This window comes from Clostridium sp. AF23-6LB, from assembly GCF_003461085.1.
Lineage (GTDB): Bacteria > Bacillota > Clostridia > Lachnospirales > Lachnospiraceae > Coprococcus > Coprococcus ammoniilyticus.
In genome coordinates this window covers 284682-308110 of sequence record NZ_QTWK01000002.1, presented here as the reverse complement: position 1 = coordinate 308110, position 23429 = coordinate 284682, and the positions used below count along the sequence as shown (strand labels likewise).

General features: G+C 42.1%; 16 protein-coding genes. 7 read left to right on the top strand and 9 right to left on the bottom strand.

Annotated elements, in window-relative coordinates; translation table 11 throughout:
- Window positions 1–12 precede the first annotated feature (12 nt).
- Window positions 13–501, bottom strand: coding sequence for a DUF4358 domain-containing protein (locus DWY07_RS05865; RefSeq protein WP_117822464.1), 489 nt, complete (start codon window positions 499–501; stop codon window positions 13–15).
- A gap of 69 nt (window positions 502–570) precedes the next feature.
- A complete protein-coding gene (locus DWY07_RS05860) occupies window positions 571–1587 on the bottom strand; it encodes a GDSL-type esterase/lipase family protein (RefSeq protein WP_181983889.1) in 1017 nt (338 codons plus the stop codon).
- Between the two features lie 336 nt (window positions 1588–1923).
- Here DWY07_RS05860 and DWY07_RS05855 point away from each other — a divergent pair, with 336 nt between their 5' ends.
- Window positions 1924–2925, top strand: a complete 1002-nt coding sequence (locus DWY07_RS05855; protein WP_117784608.1) for an aldose 1-epimerase — start codon at window positions 1924–1926, stop codon at window positions 2923–2925.
- Between the two features lie 302 nt (window positions 2926–3227).
- Here the strand turns inward: DWY07_RS05855 and DWY07_RS05850 are convergent, their stop codons facing one another.
- Window positions 3228–4013, bottom strand: a complete 786-nt coding sequence (locus DWY07_RS05850) for a hypothetical protein (protein ID WP_117822462.1) — start codon at window positions 4011–4013, stop codon at window positions 3228–3230.
- A 292-nt stretch (window positions 4014–4305) separates the two neighbouring features.
- Here DWY07_RS05850 and DWY07_RS05845 point away from each other — a divergent pair, with 292 nt between their 5' ends.
- Window positions 4306–6789 (top strand): glycosyltransferase family 36, encoded by a 2484-nt coding sequence (locus DWY07_RS05845; RefSeq protein WP_021944321.1) that lies wholly within the window; start codon window positions 4306–4308, stop codon window positions 6787–6789.
- Window positions 6790–6868: 79 nt separating this feature from the next.
- On the opposite strand, the gene DWY07_RS05840 is transcribed toward DWY07_RS05845, so the two are convergent.
- Complete coding sequence (locus DWY07_RS05840; RefSeq protein WP_021944320.1) at window positions 6869–8113, bottom strand: acyltransferase; 1245 nt, start codon at window positions 8111–8113, stop codon at window positions 6869–6871.
- 190 nt (window positions 8114–8303) lie between these two features.
- Between DWY07_RS05840 and DWY07_RS05835 the strand changes: the two genes are divergently transcribed.
- From DWY07_RS05835 to DWY07_RS05825, 3 genes are all read left to right on the top strand, one after another.
- Window positions 8304–9254, top strand: coding sequence for a glycosyltransferase family 2 protein (locus DWY07_RS05835; protein ID WP_117822461.1), 951 nt, complete (start codon window positions 8304–8306; stop codon window positions 9252–9254).
- 28 nt (window positions 9255–9282) lie between these two features.
- Window positions 9283–11955 carry a right-handed parallel beta-helix repeat-containing protein gene (locus DWY07_RS05830; protein WP_117822460.1) on the top strand — a complete coding sequence of 891 codons (2673 nt, stop codon included), beginning with the start codon at window positions 9283–9285 and terminating at the stop codon, window positions 11953–11955.
- A gap of 81 nt (window positions 11956–12036) precedes the next feature.
- The gene (locus DWY07_RS05825; protein WP_117822459.1) at window positions 12037–14400 is read left to right on the top strand and encodes a right-handed parallel beta-helix repeat-containing protein; all 2364 of its coding nucleotides are present in this window, start codon (window positions 12037–12039) and stop codon (window positions 14398–14400) included.
- Between the two features lie 472 nt (window positions 14401–14872).
- On the opposite strand, the gene DWY07_RS05820 is transcribed toward DWY07_RS05825, so the two are convergent.
- The 5 genes from DWY07_RS05820 to dnaK form a co-directional block, all read right to left on the bottom strand.
- Complete coding sequence (locus tag DWY07_RS05820; RefSeq protein ID WP_008401742.1) at window positions 14873–17317, bottom strand: glycogen/starch/alpha-glucan phosphorylase; 2445 nt, start codon at window positions 17315–17317, stop codon at window positions 14873–14875.
- A 355-nt stretch (window positions 17318–17672) separates the two neighbouring features.
- Window positions 17673–18473, bottom strand: coding sequence for a DnaJ domain-containing protein (locus tag DWY07_RS05815; RefSeq protein WP_021944315.1), 801 nt, complete (start codon window positions 18471–18473; stop codon window positions 17673–17675).
- Window positions 18474–19385, bottom strand: coding sequence for a DUF5685 family protein (locus DWY07_RS05810; protein ID WP_021944314.1), 912 nt, complete (start codon window positions 19383–19385; stop codon window positions 18474–18476).
- Window positions 19386–19399: 14 nt separating this feature from the next.
- The gene (locus DWY07_RS05805; protein WP_021944313.1) at window positions 19400–19795 is read right to left on the bottom strand and encodes a hypothetical protein; all 396 of its coding nucleotides are present in this window, start codon (window positions 19793–19795) and stop codon (window positions 19400–19402) included.
- A gap of 105 nt (window positions 19796–19900) precedes the next feature.
- Window positions 19901–21655 carry a molecular chaperone DnaK gene (gene dnaK, locus DWY07_RS05800; protein WP_117784603.1) on the bottom strand — a complete coding sequence of 585 codons (1755 nt, stop codon included), beginning with the start codon at window positions 21653–21655 and terminating at the stop codon, window positions 19901–19903.
- A gap of 238 nt (window positions 21656–21893) precedes the next feature.
- On the opposite strand from dnaK, the gene DWY07_RS05795 reads away from it, so the two are divergent.
- A complete protein-coding gene (locus DWY07_RS05795; RefSeq protein ID WP_117784602.1) occupies window positions 21894–22763 on the top strand; it encodes a DMT family transporter in 870 nt (289 codons plus the stop codon).
- Between the two features lie 49 nt (window positions 22764–22812).
- Window positions 22813–23370 carry an iron-containing alcohol dehydrogenase gene (locus DWY07_RS05790; protein WP_117822554.1) on the top strand — a complete coding sequence of 186 codons (558 nt, stop codon included), beginning with the start codon at window positions 22813–22815 and terminating at the stop codon, window positions 23368–23370.
- The last annotated feature ends 59 nt before the right edge of the window (window positions 23371–23429 follow it).

Below are 23429 nucleotides of genomic sequence, written 5' to 3'. Positions count from 1 at the left end.
TTTTTATATCTGTTATTTGAAATATTTGTTGATGATCTCGTTTGCCTTATCCGTATCATCTGTTACACAGTATACAACATAATTTCCGTCCTCTTTTATGATCGCCTTGTCAAGACGTCCGGTTTCGGATGGCTTGTAATCTGCATATGATGTTGTCTGTTTTTCTTTTCTGTCTTCACAGGCTGTTTTTACCTTGTCAGCCGCATCTGAATCTGCTGCCTCGAATACTGCAATCTCCTCAGCAGTTGCTCCGGTCGATACGATTATCACGCTGTCTTTTACGCTGTCTGCATCAATTCCGTAATATGTGAGTGCCATGCCTGCATCAAGCTCTGAAAGCGTATCTTCAAATGTCAGCCCGCTCTTCAGTTCATTTGCCATGTCCTTAACATTTATATTCAGGTCTTTCTTTGAACCACCTGCTCCACCAACCGTTGTTCCACAGCCTGCAAGCATTCCTGCCAGGCTAAAAATTGCACATAACTTTACTAATTTCTTCATCTTGTTTATTCTCTCCTGTTACTTCTATCTGATACTGTTATGATGATCCGAATATCTCTATCCGGGCATTTACTTCTTTATATATACATTCTGTCGGATGTAATCCAGCCATTTCTCGCAATATTCCTGATTGCAATGTCGTCCATCGGTACTGGCATCTGCCGGGAGAACTCCGTCTACCGTCACACTACTTGCAACATCCAGATAAATGATATCGCCATAATCCTTACACATCCGTTTCAACAGCTTGTTGAATGCCTTAATGTTGGAGTTATTATAAATCTCATCTTCATCTGATAAAGCCTTGGATACCGGAAGAATATTCTCAACATAGATCGTTGCATTTGGCTGTATCTCTCTTATTGCATCAATAAATGCTTTATAGTCTTCAATGAATACATCCTCATAGATCCATCCAAGCTCGTTAATACCAAATGAAATGTATATATTCTCATAATCCTTCTGCTTCAGTGCTTCCAGTGCCGTCAACATTCCGTCACTTGTAGAAACAATCGGCTCTGTCATGACCTTTTCGATATTCAGCCCCTTGGAACAGAACGCGTCCAGATTCGACATTCCGGTATAAAGACTAAGTCCCTCGGTTCTTGAATCACCGATCAGTACCGCTGTATCAAAATAAGCATCATCCGTTACATTTCCCGGCGTATACAGTTTCTTATCGTACCAGTCATTTCCCTTAGATGATGTATCCGGGTCCTCGATATTCACATATTTTACTGTTGAACCGCCTTCCTCGGATGATGCGGCAGTCGTTGTTTCTTCCGTTTCCGATGCTTCCGTTGTTACCTTTTCCGTAGTCGGTTTCTCTGTTGTCGCTGCTTCCGTTGTTATCTTCTCCGTCGTTTTTTCCTCGGAAGCCTCCTCTGATGCATCCGATCCGGTCGCAACATTTTCTATCTGATGGTCATTTCCATTTTCTCTGTCAAAGTTCCATATATCCTGTCTGTATCTTGTCGCAAATATCGCTATCGAACATACCAGAAATACGGCAGCCACACTGCTGATCTTTATCTTATCGCACCGCTCACTTTTTATCCTGGTGCTATATCTTTTCTCATTGTCCATTCTCTTATTCATTCCTCTTTTTGCCTTACATTTTATAAAAGGAAAGGGTCTTATCCCGTTAGCTTCGATTATAGCATACCACTTTACATAAGTGTACAGATTTTAAAATTTCTACATAATTCGCAGTTTTAGTCGTTTTTCGACTTTTCTGATTGTTGAAATTAACAAATCTTGTTTCATTTTTATGGACACTTTTTAACTTAAGTGTTACTATTCTATTAGATTTTTGAGATGGGTCTGTTTTCACACTTACACATACATAATATTATCTTGCAGACTTTTTCCGTTTTATGTATCTTAAATACAAATACTTATCACTTTATATGGGAGGCTACTATGAGTTTTAGCGCAAAAAACTATGATTTTAAAGGCGAAACCTGTATCGAACTTATCGCAGGAGATTTTCGTGCATTGATCGCACCTTTTAACGGAAGTAATGTAATGAAGCTTGAAAACACAGCTCTTAATATTGATATCTTAAGAAATGATCTGTCACTTTCACCGGAAGAACTGAAGGCTGCTGCCGAGGTATACGGTATGCCTACTTTATATCTTCCAAACAGATTATCTCATGGAAATCTGAAAACCTCAGATGCCATGTATCATTTTCCTTGCAACGATCCGCTGGGCAACCATCTGCATGGTTTTCTTCACAAACGCTGCCATACAATTGATGACATGTATGTAGAGGGTGAAAGTGCTGTTGCAAAGACTTCTTATGTATATGATGAAAATGATGAATTTTTCGAAACTTTCCCTGTCAGCTTCAAGGCAGAATTTGTCTTTACACTGACAGCAGACGGACTGGATTATTCCTTTACACTGACCAACCTTTCCAAGGTTCAGATGCCTTATGGTGTATGTAACCATATCGCATTCAAAGCACCGTTTACAAATGGCGGAAGCGGCGCAAATGTGCGTCTGCAGGTTCCGATCGGTGACAAATGGGAACTCAGCGACACCTGTATTCCAACCGAGAAAACACTGCCGCTTACCAGATATGATATGATGTACAAAGAGGGCGACATGGTTCCTGTTCTTCAGGACATCGACAACGACCTCTATACCGCTGAAATGAACGAATTAGACGGCAAACCATTCTATGGTGTCATCGTAACCGATAAAGTTACAGGCGTTCGTGTCTGCTACGAAGTATGTGATGTTATGAAATACTGGATCATGTGGAATGATCACGGCATGAAAGAATTCTTCTGTCCGGAACCTATGAGCTGGAACATTGATGCTCCAAACCTTTCCGGTGATCCTGCCGTAACCGGCTACACCGAACTGGCTCCCGGCGAATCCAAAACCGTAACCGAGAGAATTTTTGTAAGATAAAAAAGTCTATCGGGATATGTTCTTTCAGAGAAACGGCTCTGCTATAAATGACTCGCTGCGATTTCTGTTCGCTGCACATGCCTAATTTGTAAATACTCCTGTGCTAACTCGCCTTCGGCTCAAACAAGCACCCGTATTTACTGGCAATGTGCATCTTACTACGAAATCCACGCTAATGTCATTTTATAGCAGAGCCGTTTCTCTGAAAGGACACATCCGGTAGACATAGATTTATAAAAAACACGGCATATGTATTCTGTGTAAAGAATAGCATATGCCATGTTTTCATATAAGGCTCGGTCTTATTCGGTCTCTACCGTTCCACCGAGATACCATTTGCCGCCCTTCTTGTAACAGATCAGTGACATCTTGTCATCCTCTGTCTCTTTCTCTCCAAGGTAGTTTATTGTCATGGTATAATCAACATCACAGATATAAGCACATCTTACTTTGCTTGCTACAGATGTATCACCATACAGACCTTCGCACATATTCTTGATAGTTGCTCTGTTTGCCTTCTCTGTTGATGTGATCTTGTAATCAATAGAATACTCAACCCCCATAGAGGTCAGAAGCTCGAAGCTGCTGGATAATGTTGCCACATCATTGTCTGCAACACATTCTTTATCAACAAGTGATACGATCTTATCTGTATCTGCTTCTTCAATTCCGGTCATAAACTGATCTACTAATTTCTTGCTCTTCTTGGCTCCCCCAAGCGAACCTGAAAACAGGAATATAACTGCTGCTGCAATTACTGCAAGTGCAACAATGATTCCAATAACTGCTCCTGCGCCGGATTTCTTCTTTTTTGGTGGCTGCTGATAACCTACGCCATTATCAAATCCCGGTGTACCATATACATTTCCCGCATAACCATTCTGCATTGGATCTCCCTGATACTGTGGTCCACCATACTGTGGATCCATCCCCATTCCCTGCTGTGGTTGTGCACCATATGCTGCATTTTCCGGCTGCTGTGGCTGATCATTCCCTGCAAGTGCGAATCCACCACTTGTACCTACTGCTGCCCCACATACAGGACAAACAGATTCATTTGTCTCTGCTCCGCAATTTGGACAATTCATAATCTCTCCTCCTAAAAGTAAAAAATAATAAATAGTATTTGTGAACTTTTCGTGTCTGCTCACATTTTGAGTGTATCAGATGAGGCTTCTTTTTACAATGATTATTTTTCCACATTTTATCATGGGTTTTGTTGTCAAATATCCTATTTTATTATATAATATGCCCATATGGCTGTTTTTATAAAGGGCGTGTTATGTCCTTTGTAAGGGAGAGATCATGGAGCAGCGGATACTGCCTGATAACGGCAGACACTACTTATCTTAATACACATGAAAGGAAGGTATATATTACATGAAGTTTGGTTATTTTGATGATGCCAACAAGGAGTATGTCATCACATCTCCTAGAACTCCTTATCCTTGGATCAACTACCTTGGAACACAGGATTTCTTCTCACTGATTTCAAATACAGCGGGAGGTTACAGCTTCTACAAAGATGCTCGTCTTCGTAGAATTACAAGATACCGTTATAACAATGTACCTATCGATATGGGTGGTCGTTATTTCTATATTAACGAGAATGGTACAATCTGGAATCCGGGCTGGTCACCGGTTAAAACAGAGCTTGACGAATATGAATGCCGTCATGGTATGGGTTACACAGTGATCACCGGTAAGAAGAACAACTTAAAAGCAGAGGTTACCTTCTTCGTACCTCAGAACTACGCTGGTGAGGTTCAGCAGGTTGTTCTTACAAATGAAAGCTCAGAAGAGAAGACTTTCTCATTCTTCTCATTTGAAGAGTGGTGTCTCTGGGATGCACAGGATGACTGCACAAACTTCCAGAGAAACTTCAGTACAGGTCGTGTAGAGGTTGTTGGTTCAACAATCTACCACAAGACAGAGTACAGAGACAGACGTGATCATTTCGCATTCTACACAGTAAATGACGAGATCGACGGTTACGATACAGACAGAGATTCATTCATCGGACTTTACAATGGGTTCCACAACCCACAGGCTGTTGAAGCCGGCAAGTCAAATGATTCATTTGCAGATGGATGGTCACCAATCGCTTCACACTACAAGAAGATCACTCTTGCTCCGGGCGAGACAAAGACTCTTGTATTTATTCTTGGATATGTTGAGATGCCTGTTGACCAGAAGTTCGAAGCTGATGGCAAGACGATCAACAAGGTTAAGGCTCTTGAGATGATGGAGAAATACAACACTCCTGAGAAGGTTGCAGCAGGTCTTGCAGAACTCAAAGAGCACTGGAACAACCTCTTAAGCATCTTAAATGTTAATACTCCTGATGATAAGGTTAACCGTATGGTTAATATCTGGAATCAGTATCAGTGTATGGTTACATTCAACCTTTCACGTTCAGCATCATACTTCGAATCCGGTATCGGCCGTGGTATGGGATTCCGTGATTCCAACCAGGATGTACTTGGATTTGTTCATCAGATTCCTGATCGTGCAAGAGAAAGAATTATTGATATCGCTTCTACACAGTTCCCGGATGGTGGATGCTATCATCAGTATCAGCCACTTACAAAGAAGGGTAATGCAGATATCGGTGGTGACTTCTCAGACGATCCATTATGGCTGATCCTTTCTGTATCTGCATACATCAAGGAGACAGGCGACTGGGGTATTCTTGATGAGATGGTTCCATATGACAACGATATGTCCATCGCTAAGCCAATGCTTGACCACTTAAAGGTTTCCTTCTACAAGATCGTAAACAACCTTGGACCACACGGACTTCCACTTGCAATGAGAGCTGACTGGAACGACTGTATCAACCTTTCATGCTTCTCCGATACACCGGGTGAAAGCTTCCAGACATACACCAACCCTAAGTTCGCTGCTGAAGGCGGATACTCAAAGGTTGCTGAGTCAGTTATGGTTGCTACACTCTTTACATATGCAGGTCCTAACTATGTTGCTATTCTTAAGCACCTTGGAATGGACGCTGAAGCAGAAGCTGCTCAGGCTGAGATCGATAAGATGAAAGCTAACATCATGGAATCCGCTTGGGATGGTGACTGGTTCTTAAGAGCATACGATGCAAATGGTGAGAAGATGGGATCTAAGGAATGTGAAGAAGGACAGATCTTCATCGAGCCACAGGGCTTCGCTATTATGTCAGACATTGGTAAAGATCAGGGCTGCGACAAGAAGACACTTGCTGCTATTGATGAGCGTCTGAATACACAGTACGGACTTGTACTTAACAATCCTGCATTCACAAAGTATTACATCCAGTATGGTGAGATCTCAACATACCCAGGCGGATACAAAGAGAATGCCGGTATCTTCACACATAACAATGCATGGATCATCTGTGCTGCTGCTTACGCAGGCGCCGGCGATCAGGCATTCAAATATTACTCAGAGATCGCTCCTGCTTTCACTGAGGAGACATCCGATATTCACAAGACTGAACCATATGTATATGGTCAGATGATCGGTGGTAAGGATGCCGGTTCCGATATTGGAAAGCCGGGTAACCACTTTGGTCAGGGTAAGAACTCATGGCTTACAGGTACAGCAGCCTGGAACATGGTCGCTATTTCACAGTACATCTTAGGTATCTCAGCAGACTTCGATGGTCTTAAGATCGATCCATCTATTCCTGCTGCATGGGATGGTCTGAATGCTACACGTCAGTTCCGTGGTGCTACATATGATATCAAGGTTACAAATCCGAATCATGTAAATAAGGGTATCAAGAGTGTTACTGTAGATGGCAATGCTATCGAGAGCAATGTTCTTCCAGTATTTGGTGATGGCAAGACTCATACTGTAGAAGTAGTAATGGGGTAATCCATATATCAGATATTGATATAAAAAACGAGACACATATGACTGTATATTGCAGATCATATGTGTCTCATTTTTATTTCTATTCATCTTCCGTTTCTGTAATCTCAACTGCCATTGGATCCAACCGGCTTCGGTCATAAGCTTCCGTATTGATATTGGTCTGATCGATCTCTTCATATCCATCATCCAGATAATCATCTACAACCCCATCTGTTCCAAGATCTCCGGCAAAGGAAGATACCCTGTAGCGAATCTTTCGATATATCTTTTTAATTACCTTGATCACTAATACGATGCACCAGTTAATGATATAAGCCAGAATGATACTGATAACTATATCCTTACCACTGTCTCCAAATCTCTTCTGGATCGGAGTTCCAATATAACGGATCACAAAATACTGGGTCAGGTAAAAATCAAATACCATAGAGCTTAAGATTCCAAATGGTGATAATGTAAATATATGAGAAATCATTCCACCGTCATAAGAAAATACCATCACGATCAGCACATACAACAGCAATCTCAGAAGTGCTGCAGGAATTCCATATTTCCCAACTGTTCCCAGATAAATGAGAACCGCTGCCACAAGCACTACCAGCTCTGCTCCGGTCAGAAGATTTCTTCCAGCGGAACGATCTGTCTCGATCCGAATATTCAGTCTGAAATTTGCAAGCCAGACACCAATACAGAATAAAATAAGATTCATCAGAAACAGATATGGCATATCCTGCTTCAATACCATTGCATCAGCAAGTGGTCCTGCAACAATTATATATACAACGATCAGCCCGACTATCACCAATCCGCTTCTTTTCAGATCCCGCTTCATTCTTGCCGCCAGCATACCGATCACCGGAGCCAGAAGATAGATCAGAAAGATTGCTGATACAAACCAACTGACCGGATTCAGTGCCATATAATATCCAGCCTTCGGTATCATTGCCTGAAGCATCGGTATACTGATGATATACTTCACGATCAGTGTTTTAATTTCCTGTGAACCGGGATGGCTGCACAATGCGAGGATCAGGAATACTGTCTGCATGATCATATAAAGCGGATACAGAATCCCCAGCTTCTTTCCAAGAAATTCCAGATAATTCTTCTTGTTCAGATTGATAAACTTCTTATGATAATGAATACCGATTCCAAATCCTACCAGAACAAAGAAAAATGCCATTCCAAATATCCCATTATCCAGATATTTGTCATAAACTGCCTGCGCTTTTTCTCCTGGCATCATCCCCACACAATATGATAAAAAGACAAGGGTAATCATGATAACCTTCCATGCCTCAAATGATTTTGCTTTTACCTTCATATTCCTTCTCTCCTGTGCAATAAAACTTTTTTTGCTCATTTGGATTTATTATAGCATCTAACAACATACATATGCAAATCTTATATTTTCAAAAGCACTGGCAGATTCCTTGACACTCCATTCTCCCTGAACTAAAATTAAAGAATACCGTTTTGCCAGTTCATATGGCAGCGGCACAAGGAGAAGTTATATGAAAAAAGTGAATCTGATCGTTCCCTGTTACAATGAAGCGGAAGCACTTCCTTTATTTAAGGACGAACTAAACAAAGTAATCCAGACTCTGGATCAATATACATTTGAGATACTTCTGATCAATGATGGTTCTACAGATACAACCCTTTCCGTCATGAAAGAAATCTGTGATACGGATTCTCATTACAAATACATATCATTTTCAAGAAACTTTGGAAAAGAAGCTGCCATGTATGCCGGCTTCTATAATTCAGATGGTGACTATGCCGCCATCATGGATGCAGATATGCAGGATCCCCCTGCCCTACTGCCTGATATGCTCCACTGTCTGGAAACCGAGGATTATGACAGCGTTGCCACCCGGCGGGTATCGAGGATCGGAGAACCAAAGATCCGTTCCTTCTTTGCAAGGAATTTTTATAAGCTTATCAACAAGATCTCGGACGCAGATGTTGTCGATGGTGCCAGGGATTTTCGTCTGATGAAGCGTGAAATGGTAGACAGTATCGTCGCCATGTGCGAATACAACCGATTCTCAAAGGGTATCTTTGGCTGGATCGGTTTTAAGACCAAATGGCTGGAATATGAAAATGTAAACCGCATTGCCGGAGAAACAAAATGGAGTTTCTGGGGCTTATTCAAATATGCGGTCGATGGAATCATCAATTTTTCCGAAACCCCGATGTCCCTTGCATCCGGGCTTGGCATTTTTCTGACGATCTTTTCCTTTCTTATGGTTATTTTCATTATTATAAGAAAAGAAATATTCGGAGATCCGGTTGCCGGCTGGCCATCTCTTGCCTGTATCATCATCTTTATTGCTGGACTTCAGTTCCTGTGCATGGGTATTATGGGTAAATACATTGCCAAGACATATCTGGAAGTAAAAAACCGGCCACATTACATCGTATCGGAAACAAATAAGGATCATGTAGATCCGATCCATTAGGAATAAAAACAAAGAAGGCGTATATATAATGAAGAAACTTACATATATTATTTTGCATCTGCTGATTCTTCCATTGCTCCTCTACGGATTTTCTTTTTCTGTATCTGCGGAAGAAACCAGTTCCGAAGACACTGTTATACAGGTTACTGCGGAAGACGGCAGCGACATATCCCAAAAGCTGAACGAAGCGCTGATCAATGCCAGAGATCTTGCCGAAAGCTCCGGGCAGATTGTTACAGTCAGGGTTCAAAAAGGTAGTTATCTTCTTTCCGCTGCGCTGCATATTTACAGCAATACAACGCTGGATGTCACGGATGTTCACTTTACATTTGCCGGTTCCCATCGGTTCAATATGCTGATCACCGGTCCATCATCAACAGAAAATTACAAAGACTATGACGATTACAACAACAGTGAAGCCTGCTCCGGCTATGATGCCTATAAGAATATCACGGTTCTGGGCGGAATCTGGGAAAGCACCGAAGCCAATCTGAGTTGTATCGTTCGTATCTTTCATGCTACTAATATTACCCTTGACGGTCTTACTTTCACGGGCGGCGGATGCGTACATCAGCTAGAGGTTGCTGCGATCGACGGCTTTTATGTCAGAAACTGCACATTTAAAAACCACGGCAAACGTGCTGACGATACCAAAAACTTTGAAAAAGAAGAAGCCATACAGCTCGATATGCCATACAGTGAACTGGTATATCCCGGCACTTATCCGGACGGAACCCCTATGAAGAATGTGGAGATCACACACAATACATTCCAGAATATTGCCCGTGGTGTCGGAACACACACCATGCTCTGCGGTGCATATCACGAAAATATCAAGATCAACAATAACACATTTATCAATGTGCTGGAAGAATGTGTTGTCTGCTTAAACTATGTAAACTGTGAAGTAAAGAACAACACGATCACCAACTGCGGCGGCGGTATTCTGGTTCAGAATGCCAAGGAATACGAAGTATCCATGAACACAACGGTTTTAAATGGCGCAAAGAAGATCGACAACGCTGTTATCAACAATGCAGTAACAGAAGTCAGCGGCAACACCTTGAAGCTGACCTACCATCCGACAACATTAAAAACTGCCGGAATCTTCGTTTATGGAAGAAAGCTGAACAGCAACATCACAGGAGGAGATGGATTTCCTCTGCCGGATGAAGATTTCTATATCAGCTCCGTTATTATACGAAACAATACGATCATCACACCGGGAGACGGTATCACCTTATCCGATGCAAGAGATTGCGAGGTATCCGGTAATACGATTAATGGATATAATTTCTCGCCGGATGACAAATTACGAACTTCCAGAGATGGCATCCGTATTGATCAGTCCAGTAAGAATATCTCCGTAACCGGAAATGAGATCAAGAACATGCCGCGTTATGGTCTGTATATTACGGACAACAGTACCGCCTCTGCGATTGAAAATAACACCTTTAAAAACTGTACCGGAACCGGAATCTTTCTGACAGACTCCAGTGCATGTATCTATGATATTGCAAACAACATTGTAAAAAACTGCAAAGCCGGCGGTATTCTGGTTGGGAACAACAGCCGTGTCACGAACATAACAGGAAATGCCTTTGGTGCTGTCAGTGGCAATCCGGCGATCAAAGTATACAGCAACAGCCGTACCGGGCTGATCTCGACAAACCGGGTACGTGACATGGGTGATAAAACAAAAGCAACCGTTGCAAATGCAATTGAGATTACCGGACGCTCTTTTGCAAAAGAGATTTCATCCAACCGGATCTATGCATCAAAAACGGACGTCTCCTCCGGAATGGGAATTCTGGTTGATAAGGCCTCCAAAATTGCAGGTTCCGTAAAAAACAACACGATCTCGGATGTAGCCCTGTATGCCGTATCTATTGCCAATCATTCCAAGGTTGCAGAGCTGGTCAGTGAAAATGTGCTCTCTTCCATTGGCAAAAGTGCGATCGCAGTAAATGGAGCCAGCAGCATCGGTCAGAACATTGAGGGAAACTCTATCAATGGAAGTGGAACCAACGGTATCCTTCTGGAAAAAGAAGCAACGGTCTGTGGCGGCATCAACAATAATACAATCAGTGAGTGCAGCAATTACGGCATCAATGTCCAGAGCATCAATAACGATACAACTATCTCGTATAACTATATTTCCGCAAAAGGCAATGCCCCAATCAACATTGCTGCACACAGTAATTACCTGCTGACAGTTGTCAAAAATACCTTATGTGGATCTGCATCATTAAATGGTATGCAACTATCCAAATGTAATGTAGCTATTTCTGACAACGATATTACTGATTTCAAATATGGTATTGCTGCTTCCTCATCCGTATCCGGTGCGATCAGCAATAATATATATAACGATATAGCAAATAAAGATCTGTCGATTAATGACACTGACCAGAAAATATGCGGTACGGTAACGGATCTCACCTGTTCTATGAATACAGCACGCAATCAGGCAACCTTATCATGGAAGAAGGTCAAAGGAATCAGTGGCTATGAAGTACAATACAGTACAACCGATCATTTTTCCGGCAAATCGACAAAACAGCTTGGCAAGGGACAGACATCCTATGCTTTACAGGATCTTCCAAAGGGCAAAACAATCTACTATCGTGTTCGTGCCTATCGTTCCTTTGGAAATCTCAGCATCTATGGTTCCTATACAAGCGGAAACTTTACCGCCTGATCCTGTCAGGCAGATACTTAGTGGCATCTGTTTTTTTAACAGTCAACCAGAACATCTGATATTTTTGAAAGGGGAAGTTTTATGAAAAAACATCTTATCTCATGTATGGCGGGAGCAGTCCTTGCATCCGGTCTTATCTTCGGAACTGCATTTCGCTCAAATGCTGCAATGCCGGCTTCCGGTTTTACAACAGCGCCGGTCTTTGCCGCCGCATCGAATGACGACATGCTTATCTCTGACAGTGTGATCACACTGACTGTTAAAAACGGAACTGACATTACAACAGAATTAAACACAGCTTTAAAAACTGCCAGAGATATGGCAGATCAGACGGACAGTATCATTACTGTAACCGTTCCTTCCGGTTCTTATACCCTGTCATCGACAGCCCGTATTTTCAGCAACACCACATTAAATCTGAAAGGTGTTACACTGACCTGTGCAGACAATGGTAAATTCAACATGATCATATCTGGTACTCCCGGCTCCTACAAAGACCAGACAAACTACAACAAAAGTGATCTCTGCACCGGATATGATGGATTTAAAAATATAACGATCAATGGCGGAACGCTGATCGGAAACAGTGAGAATACTTCCAGTATGATCCGTCTCTTTCATGCAACAAATGTGAATCTGTCCGGTATCACCCTGTCGGGCGGCGGCTGTGTGCATCAGATGGAGGTCTGTGCGATCAATGGCTTCTATGTAAAAAACTGCACTTTCAAAAATAACGGACGGGAAACCGGTGTGACAAATGCTCACGTCAACCAGGAGGCCCTTCAGCTTGATACTCCGTGTAAAGAAGCCGCATTTCCGGGTGTCGTTCAGGATGGCACAACAATGAAAAACGTTGAGATCACCGGATGTAAATTTCAGAATGTCATCCGTGGCATTGGCAGCCATACACTTCTTCTGGGTGCTTACCATGAGAATATCAAGATCAATAACAATACCTTCAATAATGTTATGGAAGAATGTATTATCGGACTTAACTACCGCAACTGTGAGATCAAAAACAATACGATCACAAACTGCGGCGGCGGTATCCTGTTCCAAAATTTCAAATCCTACGAAGGCTCTGTTATTTCTACCATTCTGGACAGTAAACAACCATACAAAGGAAAGATCATCTACGATCTGAACTCTGTCATCAGCGATAACACAATCACCTTAAAGTATTCTCCATCCTGTGAAAATCCTGCAGCTATTAAGGTATTTGGCCACAACCAGTTGAAAAAAATGAAAGGTGCGGACGGTAAATATTTCCCTACCGGAAATTATTACATTACCGGTGTAACCGTATCCAATAACAATATCACAACAGCCGTTACCGGCATCCACATCACTGATGCCTGGAACTGTACCTTTACAAACAATACCGTTACCGGAAAGGGATTCAGCACAAAGGATCCTCTGAAAAATGAACGAGACGGCATCTTTATTCAAAGCTATGCAAAAGGACTTGTCCTGTCAAACAACAAGGTCTCCGGAATGACCGGACACGGTATTGCCATTCATTTCTCATCAACGGCTAAGAATATTATCAGCAACACAATTTCCAACTGCGGCGGTTATGGTATCCACATCTATCAGAACAGCGGTTGTACCGGTTTATTATCCAAGAATAAAATAAAGAAATGTGCAAGCGGCGGCATCAGTCTCAGTACAAACTCTACGGTGGCAGATATTCTATCCAATACCATCACCGGCGGCTGTACAGATACAGGTATCAGCCTGTACAATAACTGTGAAGCCGGAAAGATCAAAAACAACACGATCACAGCCATCGGCAAAAATGCTCCTGCGATCAAGCTGTCTCAGAAGTCAGCCTCTAAAACCATAACCGGAAACAAGATTCAGGCAGGAACTGCAAAATATTCCTGTGGAAGAGCAATCTTCCTTTATAACGGTTCCAAGGTTCGCGGTTCCATTATAGGCAACGCTATGGAAAACAGCAGCGATACTGCGATCTGCATCTCCACAAAGTCAACCGTAACCGGAGGAGTTACAAACAACCAGATCCTGTCAGCCGGAAAATACGGTCTTCAGGTCTTCAACGCATCGACTATAAAGAAAACGGTTTCGGGGAATACGATCAAGAAGGCAGCAACAAGCGGTATTAATATATGCAGTACCAAAAATGTGCTGACCATCGATAAAAATACAATATCCAGAAGCTCCAAGGCAGCCATCTATGTACAACCGGCTTCCACACAATATAAAGTGACAGTTAAAAACAACACTATTACCGGCAATAAAAAAGGTCCTGGTGTCTCAGCTCTCCAGGCAAATATCAAAGTGACCGGCAATAAAATATCCAAAGTGACCTTCGGTGTATATGCAGACCAGAAGTGCAAAGGCAACATCTACTCAAATAAAATTTCCAAAGCCTCCCGCCGCAAGATATACACTGCCACTAAAAAAGTGAAGCTAAAAAAATAACCCCACTGAAAATGGAGATATCACTTATTGAAAGCCCCCTATAATACATTTATTCCGCAGAACACTTTCGTTCTATTCTCACGTAGCGGTACTAAGCTCCCGCCATTTGGCGGGTCGCTAAGGACCGACGTTCGAACAGGTCTGCTACATAAAGTATATAGGGGGCTTTTCTATAAGTGATATCTCCATTTCTTATAGAGCAATTAACTCCCATTCTTTATATATTAGTTCTACTCCATAAAAGAACACCGCCTGCCTAAAACAACATAAAAATATTACTATTCCTATATGTAAAAACAGACCGGCGATCAATATATAAATACACTGTTATGTAGCAAGCCTTATCCGAGGCCGGTACTTAGGTTGCGTACTTTGCAACCTTATGTACCGCTGCACGAGGATTAGAGCGAAAGCGTCTTGCGAAATAATATGTGTATTATATACTGGTCGCCGGTCGTTCGTATATTATATATTAGTCTAATGTAACTTTAACCTTTTTGAGGTTCCAGATCTCTTTTGCATACTCTTCGATTGTTCTGTCTGATGAGAACTTACCGGAGCATGCTGTATTCAACATAACCATCTTAGCCCAGTTCTTCTCATCTCTGTAAAGAGTATCGATCTTTCTGTGAGCTTCTACATAAGAAGCAAAATCCTTAAGGATGAAGTATACATCTTCGTTGATAAGTGAATCATACAGATCTCTGAAACGATCCGGATCATCAGAAGAATACATACCATTGATAAGCTGTGTAAGAACAGTTCTTACTGCTGCATCATTGTTGTAGATATCCTTTGGATTGTATCCACCTTCACGCTCATACTTCATAACTTCTTCAGCTCTTAAACCGAAGATAACTGCATTTTCTTCACCAACTTCTTCAACAATCTCTACATTTGCACCATCCATGGTTCCAAGTGTAACTGCACCGTTTAACATGAACTTCATATTACCTGTACCGGATGCTTCTCTGGAAGCTGTTGAAATCTGCTCGCTGACATCTGCTGCTGCGAAGATCAGCTCTGCATTGGATACTCTGTAGTTCTCGATGAATACAACCTTGATCTTACCCTTGATAGATGCATCATTGTTGATAACATCTGCAACAGAGTTGATCAGCTTGATGATAAGCTTTGCTCTCTTATAACCGGCGGAAGCCTTTGCACCAAAGATATATGTTGTTGGATACATATCATATGATGGATTTGTCTTCAGCTCGTTGTACTGATACATAACATGTAAAATGTTAAGAAGCTGTCTCTTGTACTCATGAAGTCTCTTAACCTGTACATCAAAGATAGAACGAGGATCTACATCCACGCCATTATGCTCCTTGATATAATTTGCAAGACGGATCTTGTTCTGGTACTTAATATTCATGAATTCCTGCTGATACTTCTCATCAGTAGCATATACTTTTAACTTCTTCAGATTTGAAAGCTTAACGATCCATTCATCACCGATCTTATCTGTGATCCAGCTTGCAAGAAGCGGATTACCATGAAGAAGGAAACGTCTCTGTGTAATACCATTTGTCTTATTATTGAACTGCTCAGGTCTCATCTCATAGAAGTCCTTCAGCTCTCTCTCTTCCAGAATCTTTGTATGAAGTGCTGCAACACCATTTACAGAGTAAGAACCTGCGATAGCAAGATGTGCCATCTTAACCTGACCATCATAAAGGATAGCCATGTTCTTAACCTTATCCTGGTTGCCCGGATACATAGACTGGATCTTCAGTACAAATCTTCTGTTGATCTCTTCTACGATCTGATAGATACGAGGAAGTAATCTTGAGAATAATTCGATCGGCCATTTCTCAAGAGCTTCAGCCATGATCGTATGGTTAGTGTATGCACATGTTCTGGTTGTGATATCCCATGCGTCATCCCACTCAAGACCTTCTTCATCCATAAGGATTCTCATCAACTCTGCTACTGCAACTGTTGGATGTGTATCATTCATCTGGAACGTGATCTTTTCCGGAAGCTTATGGATATCACTGTTCTTCTCCTTGAATTTCAGGATTGCTCTCTGAACAGACGCTGAAATGAAGAAGTACTGCTGTCTCAGTCTTAATTCCTTACCTGCATAGTGATTATCATTTGGATAAAGAACTTCAACGATCGTCTTAGCAAGGTTCTGCTGCTCAACAGCCTTTTCATATTCACCCTTATCAAATGAATCAAGACAGAATTCCTGATCTGCTTCTGCATCCCAGATACGAAGTGTATTTACAACATTGTTGCCATAACCGACAACCGGAACATCATATGGTACGGCACGAACTGTCTGATAACCATCCTGAATAAAGTAATTTCTTCCATCTCTGTTCTCAACTCTTACATAACCGCCAAATTTAACTTCTACAGCATACTCCGGGCGCTTGATTTCAAATGGGTTGCCATCCTTTAACCAGTCATCCGGCAGCTCGATCTGATAACCATCCTTGATCGCCTGCTTGAACATACCATAACGATAACGGATACCACATCCGTATGCTGGATAACCAAGTGTTGCAAGAGAATCCAGGAAACATGCTGCAAGACGTCCCAAACCACCGTTACCAAGTGCTGCATCCGGCTCCTGATCCTCAATCAGATTCAGATCAAATCCAAGTTCATCTAATGCTTCTTTTACTGCATCATAGTATGTCAGATTGATCAGATTGTTTCCCAGGGCTCTACCCATCAGGAACTCCATGGACAGATAGTAAACTGTCTTAACGTTCTTCTTCTCATATTCCTTATGTGTTGCTATCCATCTGTCTATTATGTCATCCTTAACAGCGTAGCTGACAGCCTGGAATACCTGCTGTGGAGTTGCCTCTTCGATTGGTCTTCTGTACAATGTTTTCACATTTGTAATAACCTCTTTTTTGAAGCCCTCTTTGTCGAAATCAATCAACTTTTTCATTTATCGTATCCTCCTTGAAAATTGCACGCCAGAATGCATCCCTGACGATTTTTCTATTATCAGATGCCGGTATTATCCGGATCCTTTATATCTCTTTCGTCCTGATTCATCATAATAACCGATTTTACCATGAGAATTTTTGGAAGAAACCTATATTATTTTAACAAAAAAACATGTATTTCTCAATACATGTCTTAATTTTTTGTAGAAAAATACATATTTTTTAGACCAAAGTCTAATTAATCTTGCAATTTTACAATGATTTTTCAATTATTTTCTGTTTTTATAGTTATTTATACGCTCTTGCCCTATGCAACATACCAATATCTTAACAGTTTCATAAGGGTTTTCCCTTCTAATAACCGCCTGAATAATAGCCGCCACAAGGGAAACAGCACATATTTCCACCACAGCAGGAGAGACAAAGCAGGGTAGTGCAGAATGTATTACAGCATTTTGTCATATCCCGGCCTGACATATCCATGCCGTAGCCCTGTCCCTGATCCATATACCATTTCGATCCGCTCTTGATCTGTTCGTACGCCTGCTTGTATTCCATATTATCCGGCTCTAACTGTATCGCTCTCTGAAGCATCTCAAGCGCCCGGATCTGATTACCAAGTCCGGCATTGCACACACCGGAATAATAATGCCATTTTGCATTATGATCCTGAATCTGGTTCAATACTGTTCTTGCTTCCTCATAGCTGCCTGACCGCAGATAATTTCTGGCTGCCTGAAAATATCTGGAATCCTGATCGTTTGGATCATATTCCTCCCGTCTTCCGCCGGTATAACCGCCGAACCCACCAAACGGTCCAAAGCCGCCATAGAATCCGCCAAACGGATCTGACTCATCATAAGTCGTTCTTCCACCGCTGTTGCTGTTTCGGTAACTGCCTGAACCATATGAACCATTTCCATATGGGCTGCCATATCCACCTGCTCCGTATGAATTTCCATAACCGGTATCACCATCCATGATCGCCTTATATGCCTGCTGGATCTCTTTGAACTTCTCCTCAGCCTCGGCTTTATTTGGATTGTTGATATTCGCATCCGGATGATATTTTCTGCTCAATCGTCTGTATGCACTTTTTACTTCATCATTACTGGCACCATGCGGCAATCCCAGTACTTCATAAGGATCTTTCATTTATTCTCCATTCTGCCTGTTATCTGCTTTGCTACCGCATCTTTCGGCAGTTGCTTTATAATAATTATTCCATATGCCAGAATACACGATATTCCTGAGAATTTCCACATTTTTTATAATCGGAAGCTTCTCAAATTCTCTGGCACATTCTGCCGCCTGCATCATCAGGACTTCTTTTACCCAGTCTGCAAGCTTCTGCCATTCCTCCACCGGAATGTCCTCTGTCTTCATTTCTTCACTACATGTAAGCTTGTGTATCAATGGATTAAAGCTGTGTTTTTTTCGGTCCTTTTCAATATCATCGTAAGCGTCCAGAATATATACAAATCTTCCAAGATAATAACCGATCTTTCTCAGATTTTCTTCCCATGCATCAGCTCTTACGGCAAATATCTCTGCCAGCACTTCACCAAAATATCCTGATAACCGATCCAGATCTTCACTGTTTTCTTTCTCAAGCCCGCTGATCTTTGCAAGCCGATCTGCAATAGTATCAATCTTTTGTCTGTAATCATATAATCGGCTGTCTTCCTTTTCCAACTCTTTCTTCGGTATTAAAAGCTCCGCATACAGCTTACGAAACAGCTTCTTATCATCTGTCCAGTCATCCATGCATTTGTAATATGTAAGTATACGGTTCATATCCGCTGCATAATCGGAGTACAGATTTCTGGCATATTCATGCTTTGTCATCGGATGGACCACACACCTTTTTGTACCCCGCTCCTCTGACGGCTCATACAATCCGGTAAGCAGCAGCACCAGAAATGTCATATCGTAGCTTAATGACAACTGGCCTTTTGCGCCCTGATCTTCTTTTAATGCCCTGCACAACCCGCAGTAATACCTGTGGTATTCGTCAAATTCTTTAAATTTCATTTCCTGCTGGTTTACTACTATATATCCAAACACGCGCCTGTCTCCAATCAGCTTTTCTTAATAAAAGTATTCCCACATTTCGGACATCTTATCTCGATCCTGCCCTTGCCTCGTGGAATCCGGATCATCTGCTCACAACGTGGGCAGGTGAAGATCTTATAATCTTTTCCGGCTTCTTTGCTTTTCTTCATCCGTTTAAATACATTTCGAACGCCTGTCGTGTGGCTTAGAAACCACTTATTTTCTGCCGCACGTTTGTCATATTTCTTAGAAAAGATGCGCACATATCCATAGATAAAAGAAGCAAGTCCAAGGAAATACAAAACTCCTGTCTTCGCCCAGACATCTATGATGATCAGGATCAGTCCCATCCAGGTCAGAAATGATGAAAACTGATCATTTCCATATCTTGTTCGCATAAAGTTGTAAATCTTATCTCTCATATAAGCACCACTCTTTCTTTACCCTGCAGATCTGCTGCCATTTCAGCACCTTCAAATCATGTATTCTATCTATATATTTCCGATCCGACGATCGTAATATTCTGCCTATCCAAGGATCATTGCAGATTCCTGTAACTGTCTGTAAGCACCCTTTATATTGCCCGCTTCTATATCCGTGATCCGGTCAGCATCCGTCCGACATACCAGTTTCTTTAAGTATTCCAGATCTCTCCGAATCTTCTTGATCTGAGCCTTATCCAGATTCTGACTTTGTACCTCTAACTGATTTTCTACTTTATATACATATGCTTCAGCTTCATTCCAGATATCCATATTTTCCTTATTGCCCTGAGTTTCTTCCTCATACCGCATGGCATCTTCTCTTGCCCGGCGAATCTCTTCCTCTGAAAGATTCGTGCTGGATGTGATCACGATCTGCTGTTCCACGCCTCTGCCAAGATCCTTTGCAGATACCTTTAGGATACCATTTACATCAAGGTCAAATGTAACCTCGATCTGCGGAACTCCTGCAAGTGCTCGCTTGATCCCACTCAGGCGGAAGTTACCAAGCAGCTTATTATCTCTGGTATATTTGCGTTCGCCCTGATACACCTTTACCTCTACATCACGCTGGAAATTTCCGGCCGTCGTAAAGATCTTGGATACCCTGGTCGGAATTGGTGAGTTTCTTGGGATCAGTACATTTGCAATACCACCTAAAGTCTCGATTGACAGAGACAATGGCGTTACATCCATCAGCAAAATATCATTTACCTTATTCGTAACGGTCAGACCACCACTGAGCTTTCCTCCTTGAATCGCAGCTCCCATCGCAACGCACTCATCTGGATTGAGATTTTTTGAAAGCTCTTTTCCGGTTATCCTCTTAACCTCGTCCATAACGGCAGGGATTCTGGTTGACCCACCAACCAATAATACCTTATCTAAACTTCCGGCTGATATACCTGCATCCCGAAGTGCCTGATTGACCGGACCGTCTGTCCGTTTTACAAGATCATCTGTCAGCTCATTGAACAACTCTCTGGTTATGAGCATATCGAGATGCTTCGGCTCGTTCTTTACGACCGTGATAAACGGAAGATTGATATGAGTCTGCAGCGTACTGGATAATTCCTTCTTTGCCTCTTCGCATGCTTCCCGGATACGCTGTACCGCTGTTATATCTTTCTCCAGATTGATTCTTGTTTCTTTCTTAAATGACTTTATCACATACTGCACCAGACGCTCGTCAAAATCATCACCACCAAGATGATTGTCGCCTGCAGTTGCAAGAACCTCGATCACATGATCTCCGATTTCGATCACGGATACATCAAAGGTTCCGCCACCAAGGTCATATACCAGAATCTTCTGTGCCTCTCCGTTATCCAGACCATAGGCAAGTGCCGCTGATGTCGGCTCGTTGATGATTCGAAGTACATTTAACCCTGCGATCTTTCCGGCATCCTTCGTCGCCTGTCTCTGACTGTCATCAAAATACGCCGGAACCGTGATGACCGCATCATGAACCGGCTCACCTAGATAGTTTTCTGCATCCGCTCTTAACTTTGACAGAATGATCGCCGATATCTCCTGTGGTGAATAATCTTTTCCATCTATTCTTTTTCTATACGCTGTTCCCATTTCTCTCTTGATCGATGCAATGGTTCTGTCTACATTTACCGTAAGCTGTCTCTTTGCAGCATCCCCCACCAGTCTGTCGCCATTTTTCGTAATGGCTACTATCGATGGTGTGGTACGGTTGCCTTCGACATTCGGTATGATTGTCGCCTGTTCGCCTTCCAGAACGGCCACGCAGCTATTTGTCGTTCCTAAATCTATTCCTATTACCCTGCTCATGTATGATCTCCTTTTCTATCCGGACGAAGATATCTATACTGATATATCCTGTATTGTGTAATATCTATATAAATAGTATCTACTTTGTTTTTTCTAAAAGTATGATAGACAAGTTTTTTGAATAAATTGTGTATAGTTTATAAAGCAAGTATAAAGTGTTTCATAAAACTTTGGCTGGCTTTTGAGTTAAGAAAGAGCTATGATATCTAAAGAGTTTTACAGAAAGTGGTGTTTTTATATGCGAGAGAAAACAAAAGCAATTCTTTATATAATTCTGGCCGGTGTCGGTTTTTCTTTTATGAACGTATTCGTACGATTATCCGGCGATCTTCCTACGATTGAAAAAGCATTTTTCCGCAATCTGGTCGCAGCATTCATCGCGCTTGTTGTCCTGATCCGAAGTGATCTCGGACTGCATTATGAGAAACGGCACATTCCGATGCTGTTTATGCGGTCGATCTGCGGCACACTCGGTATCATGTGTAACTTCTATGCAGTCGATCACATGAACATCGCCGATGCTTCGATCCTGAATAAGCTGTCACCGTTTGCCGCCGTTATCTTCTCGATCTTCCTGTTAAAGGAAAAGGCAAGTCTGAAACAATATGCTGCTCTGATCGGGGTATTCATCGGTGCTTTATTTGTTATCAAACCATCCCTGAACTTCGCTGATTTTGCTCCGGGTCTCATCGGTTTTACCGGCGGTATGGGTGCAGGCGCTGCTTATGCGGCAGTAAGATATCTAAGCAACCACGGTGCAAAAAATCCACAGATCGTATTCTTTTTCTCCGCATTTTCGACTCTGGTCATGCTGCCATTTGTGATCGCCTTTTATAAACCGATGTCATTTTTCCAGTTGTTCTGTCTGTTCATGGCAGGTGCCTCCGCTGCTGTCGGTCAGTTCTCGATCACGGCTGCTTATTCACATGCTCCGGCAAAGGAAATATCGATCTTCGATTATTCGCAGATCATCACCTCGGCAATCCTTGGTTTCATCTTCTTCAGCCAGATACCGGATGCATTGAGCTTTATCGGGTATGCCATTATCATCGGCATTTCTTATCTGAACTGGCGCGCAGGATTAAAAGCAGATGCAGCCGGCAAGTAAATTTAGATACTTTTTTATAATTATTACTATAATATTTCTTATTATTTATATGGCTAACAGATTTGTATTAAACGAAACATCTTATCATGAAGCAGGTGCGATCGCTGAAATCGCTACAGAGGTCATCGGCCGTGGCTTCAAGAAAGCATTTGTCTGCTCTGATCCTGATCTCATTAAGTTCGGTGTTACTAATGTTCTGGACAACGCTGGTCTTGCATATGAGATCTATTCCAACATTAAACCAAACCCAACCATCGAGAATGTTCAGTCAGGTATTGCTGCTTTTAAGGCTGCAGAAGCTGATAACATCATTGCGATCGGTGGCGGATCATCCATGGACACAGCAAAGGGCGTTGGTATCGTGATCGCAAATCCGGATTTTGCTGATATCAGAAGTCTTGAGGGCGTTACTCCTACCAGGAATAAATCCGTACCTATCTTCGCTGTACCTACAACAGCCGGAATTCCTGCCGACTTAAAAGATATCGTAAAACCGGAGGATATTCCTTTCCTTGCTCAGTCTGCATATGATGATGCATGCCGCCCAGGCAATCCAAAGGAGACAAGCGTTGAGGATATCACCAAGCTGTACGAGTCATTGATCTAGGATTTATATAAAAACAGGGATGTAACATCGAGGGCACCATAATATTATTTCGCAAGACG

Excerpts from the sequence above, each read along its gene's own strand:
- DWY07_RS05850 (WP_117822462.1), bottom strand. The coding sequence starts at position 4,013 with ATGAATTGTCCAAATTGCGGAGCAGAGACAAATGAATCTGTTTGTCCT.
- DWY07_RS05790 (WP_117822554.1), top strand. The coding sequence starts at position 22,813 with ATGGCTAACAGATTTGTATTAAACGAAACATCTTATCATGAAGCAGGT.
- DWY07_RS05855 (WP_117784608.1), top strand. The coding sequence starts at position 1,924 with ATGAGTTTTAGCGCAAAAAACTATGATTTTAAAGGCGAAACCTGTATC.
- DWY07_RS05845 (WP_021944321.1), top strand. The coding sequence starts at position 4,306 with ATGAAGTTTGGTTATTTTGATGATGCCAACAAGGAGTATGTCATCACA.
- DWY07_RS05820 (WP_008401742.1), bottom strand. The coding sequence starts at position 17,317 with ATGAAAAAGTTGATTGATTTCGACAAAGAGGGCTTCAAAAAAGAGGTT.
- DWY07_RS05805 (WP_021944313.1), bottom strand. The coding sequence starts at position 19,795 with ATGAGAGATAAGATTTACAACTTTATGCGAACAAGATATGGAAATGAT.
- DWY07_RS05795 (WP_117784602.1), top strand. The coding sequence starts at position 21,894 with ATGCGAGAGAAAACAAAAGCAATTCTTTATATAATTCTGGCCGGTGTC.
- DWY07_RS05860 (WP_181983889.1), bottom strand. The coding sequence starts at position 1,587 with ATGGACAATGAGAAAAGATATAGCACCAGGATAAAAAGTGAGCGGTGC.
- dnaK (WP_117784603.1), bottom strand. The coding sequence starts at position 21,655 with ATGAGCAGGGTAATAGGAATAGATTTAGGAACGACAAATAGCTGCGTG.
- DWY07_RS05830 (WP_117822460.1), top strand. The coding sequence starts at position 9,283 with ATGAAGAAACTTACATATATTATTTTGCATCTGCTGATTCTTCCATTG.
- DWY07_RS05865 (WP_117822464.1), bottom strand. The coding sequence starts at position 501 with ATGAAGAAATTAGTAAAGTTATGTGCAATTTTTAGCCTGGCAGGAATG.
- DWY07_RS05835 (WP_117822461.1), top strand. The coding sequence starts at position 8,304 with ATGAAAAAAGTGAATCTGATCGTTCCCTGTTACAATGAAGCGGAAGCA.
- DWY07_RS05840 (WP_021944320.1), bottom strand. The coding sequence starts at position 8,113 with ATGAAGGTAAAAGCAAAATCATTTGAGGCATGGAAGGTTATCATGATT.
- DWY07_RS05815 (WP_021944315.1), bottom strand. The coding sequence starts at position 18,473 with ATGAAAGATCCTTATGAAGTACTGGGATTGCCGCATGGTGCCAGTAAT.
- DWY07_RS05825 (WP_117822459.1), top strand. The coding sequence starts at position 12,037 with ATGAAAAAACATCTTATCTCATGTATGGCGGGAGCAGTCCTTGCATCC.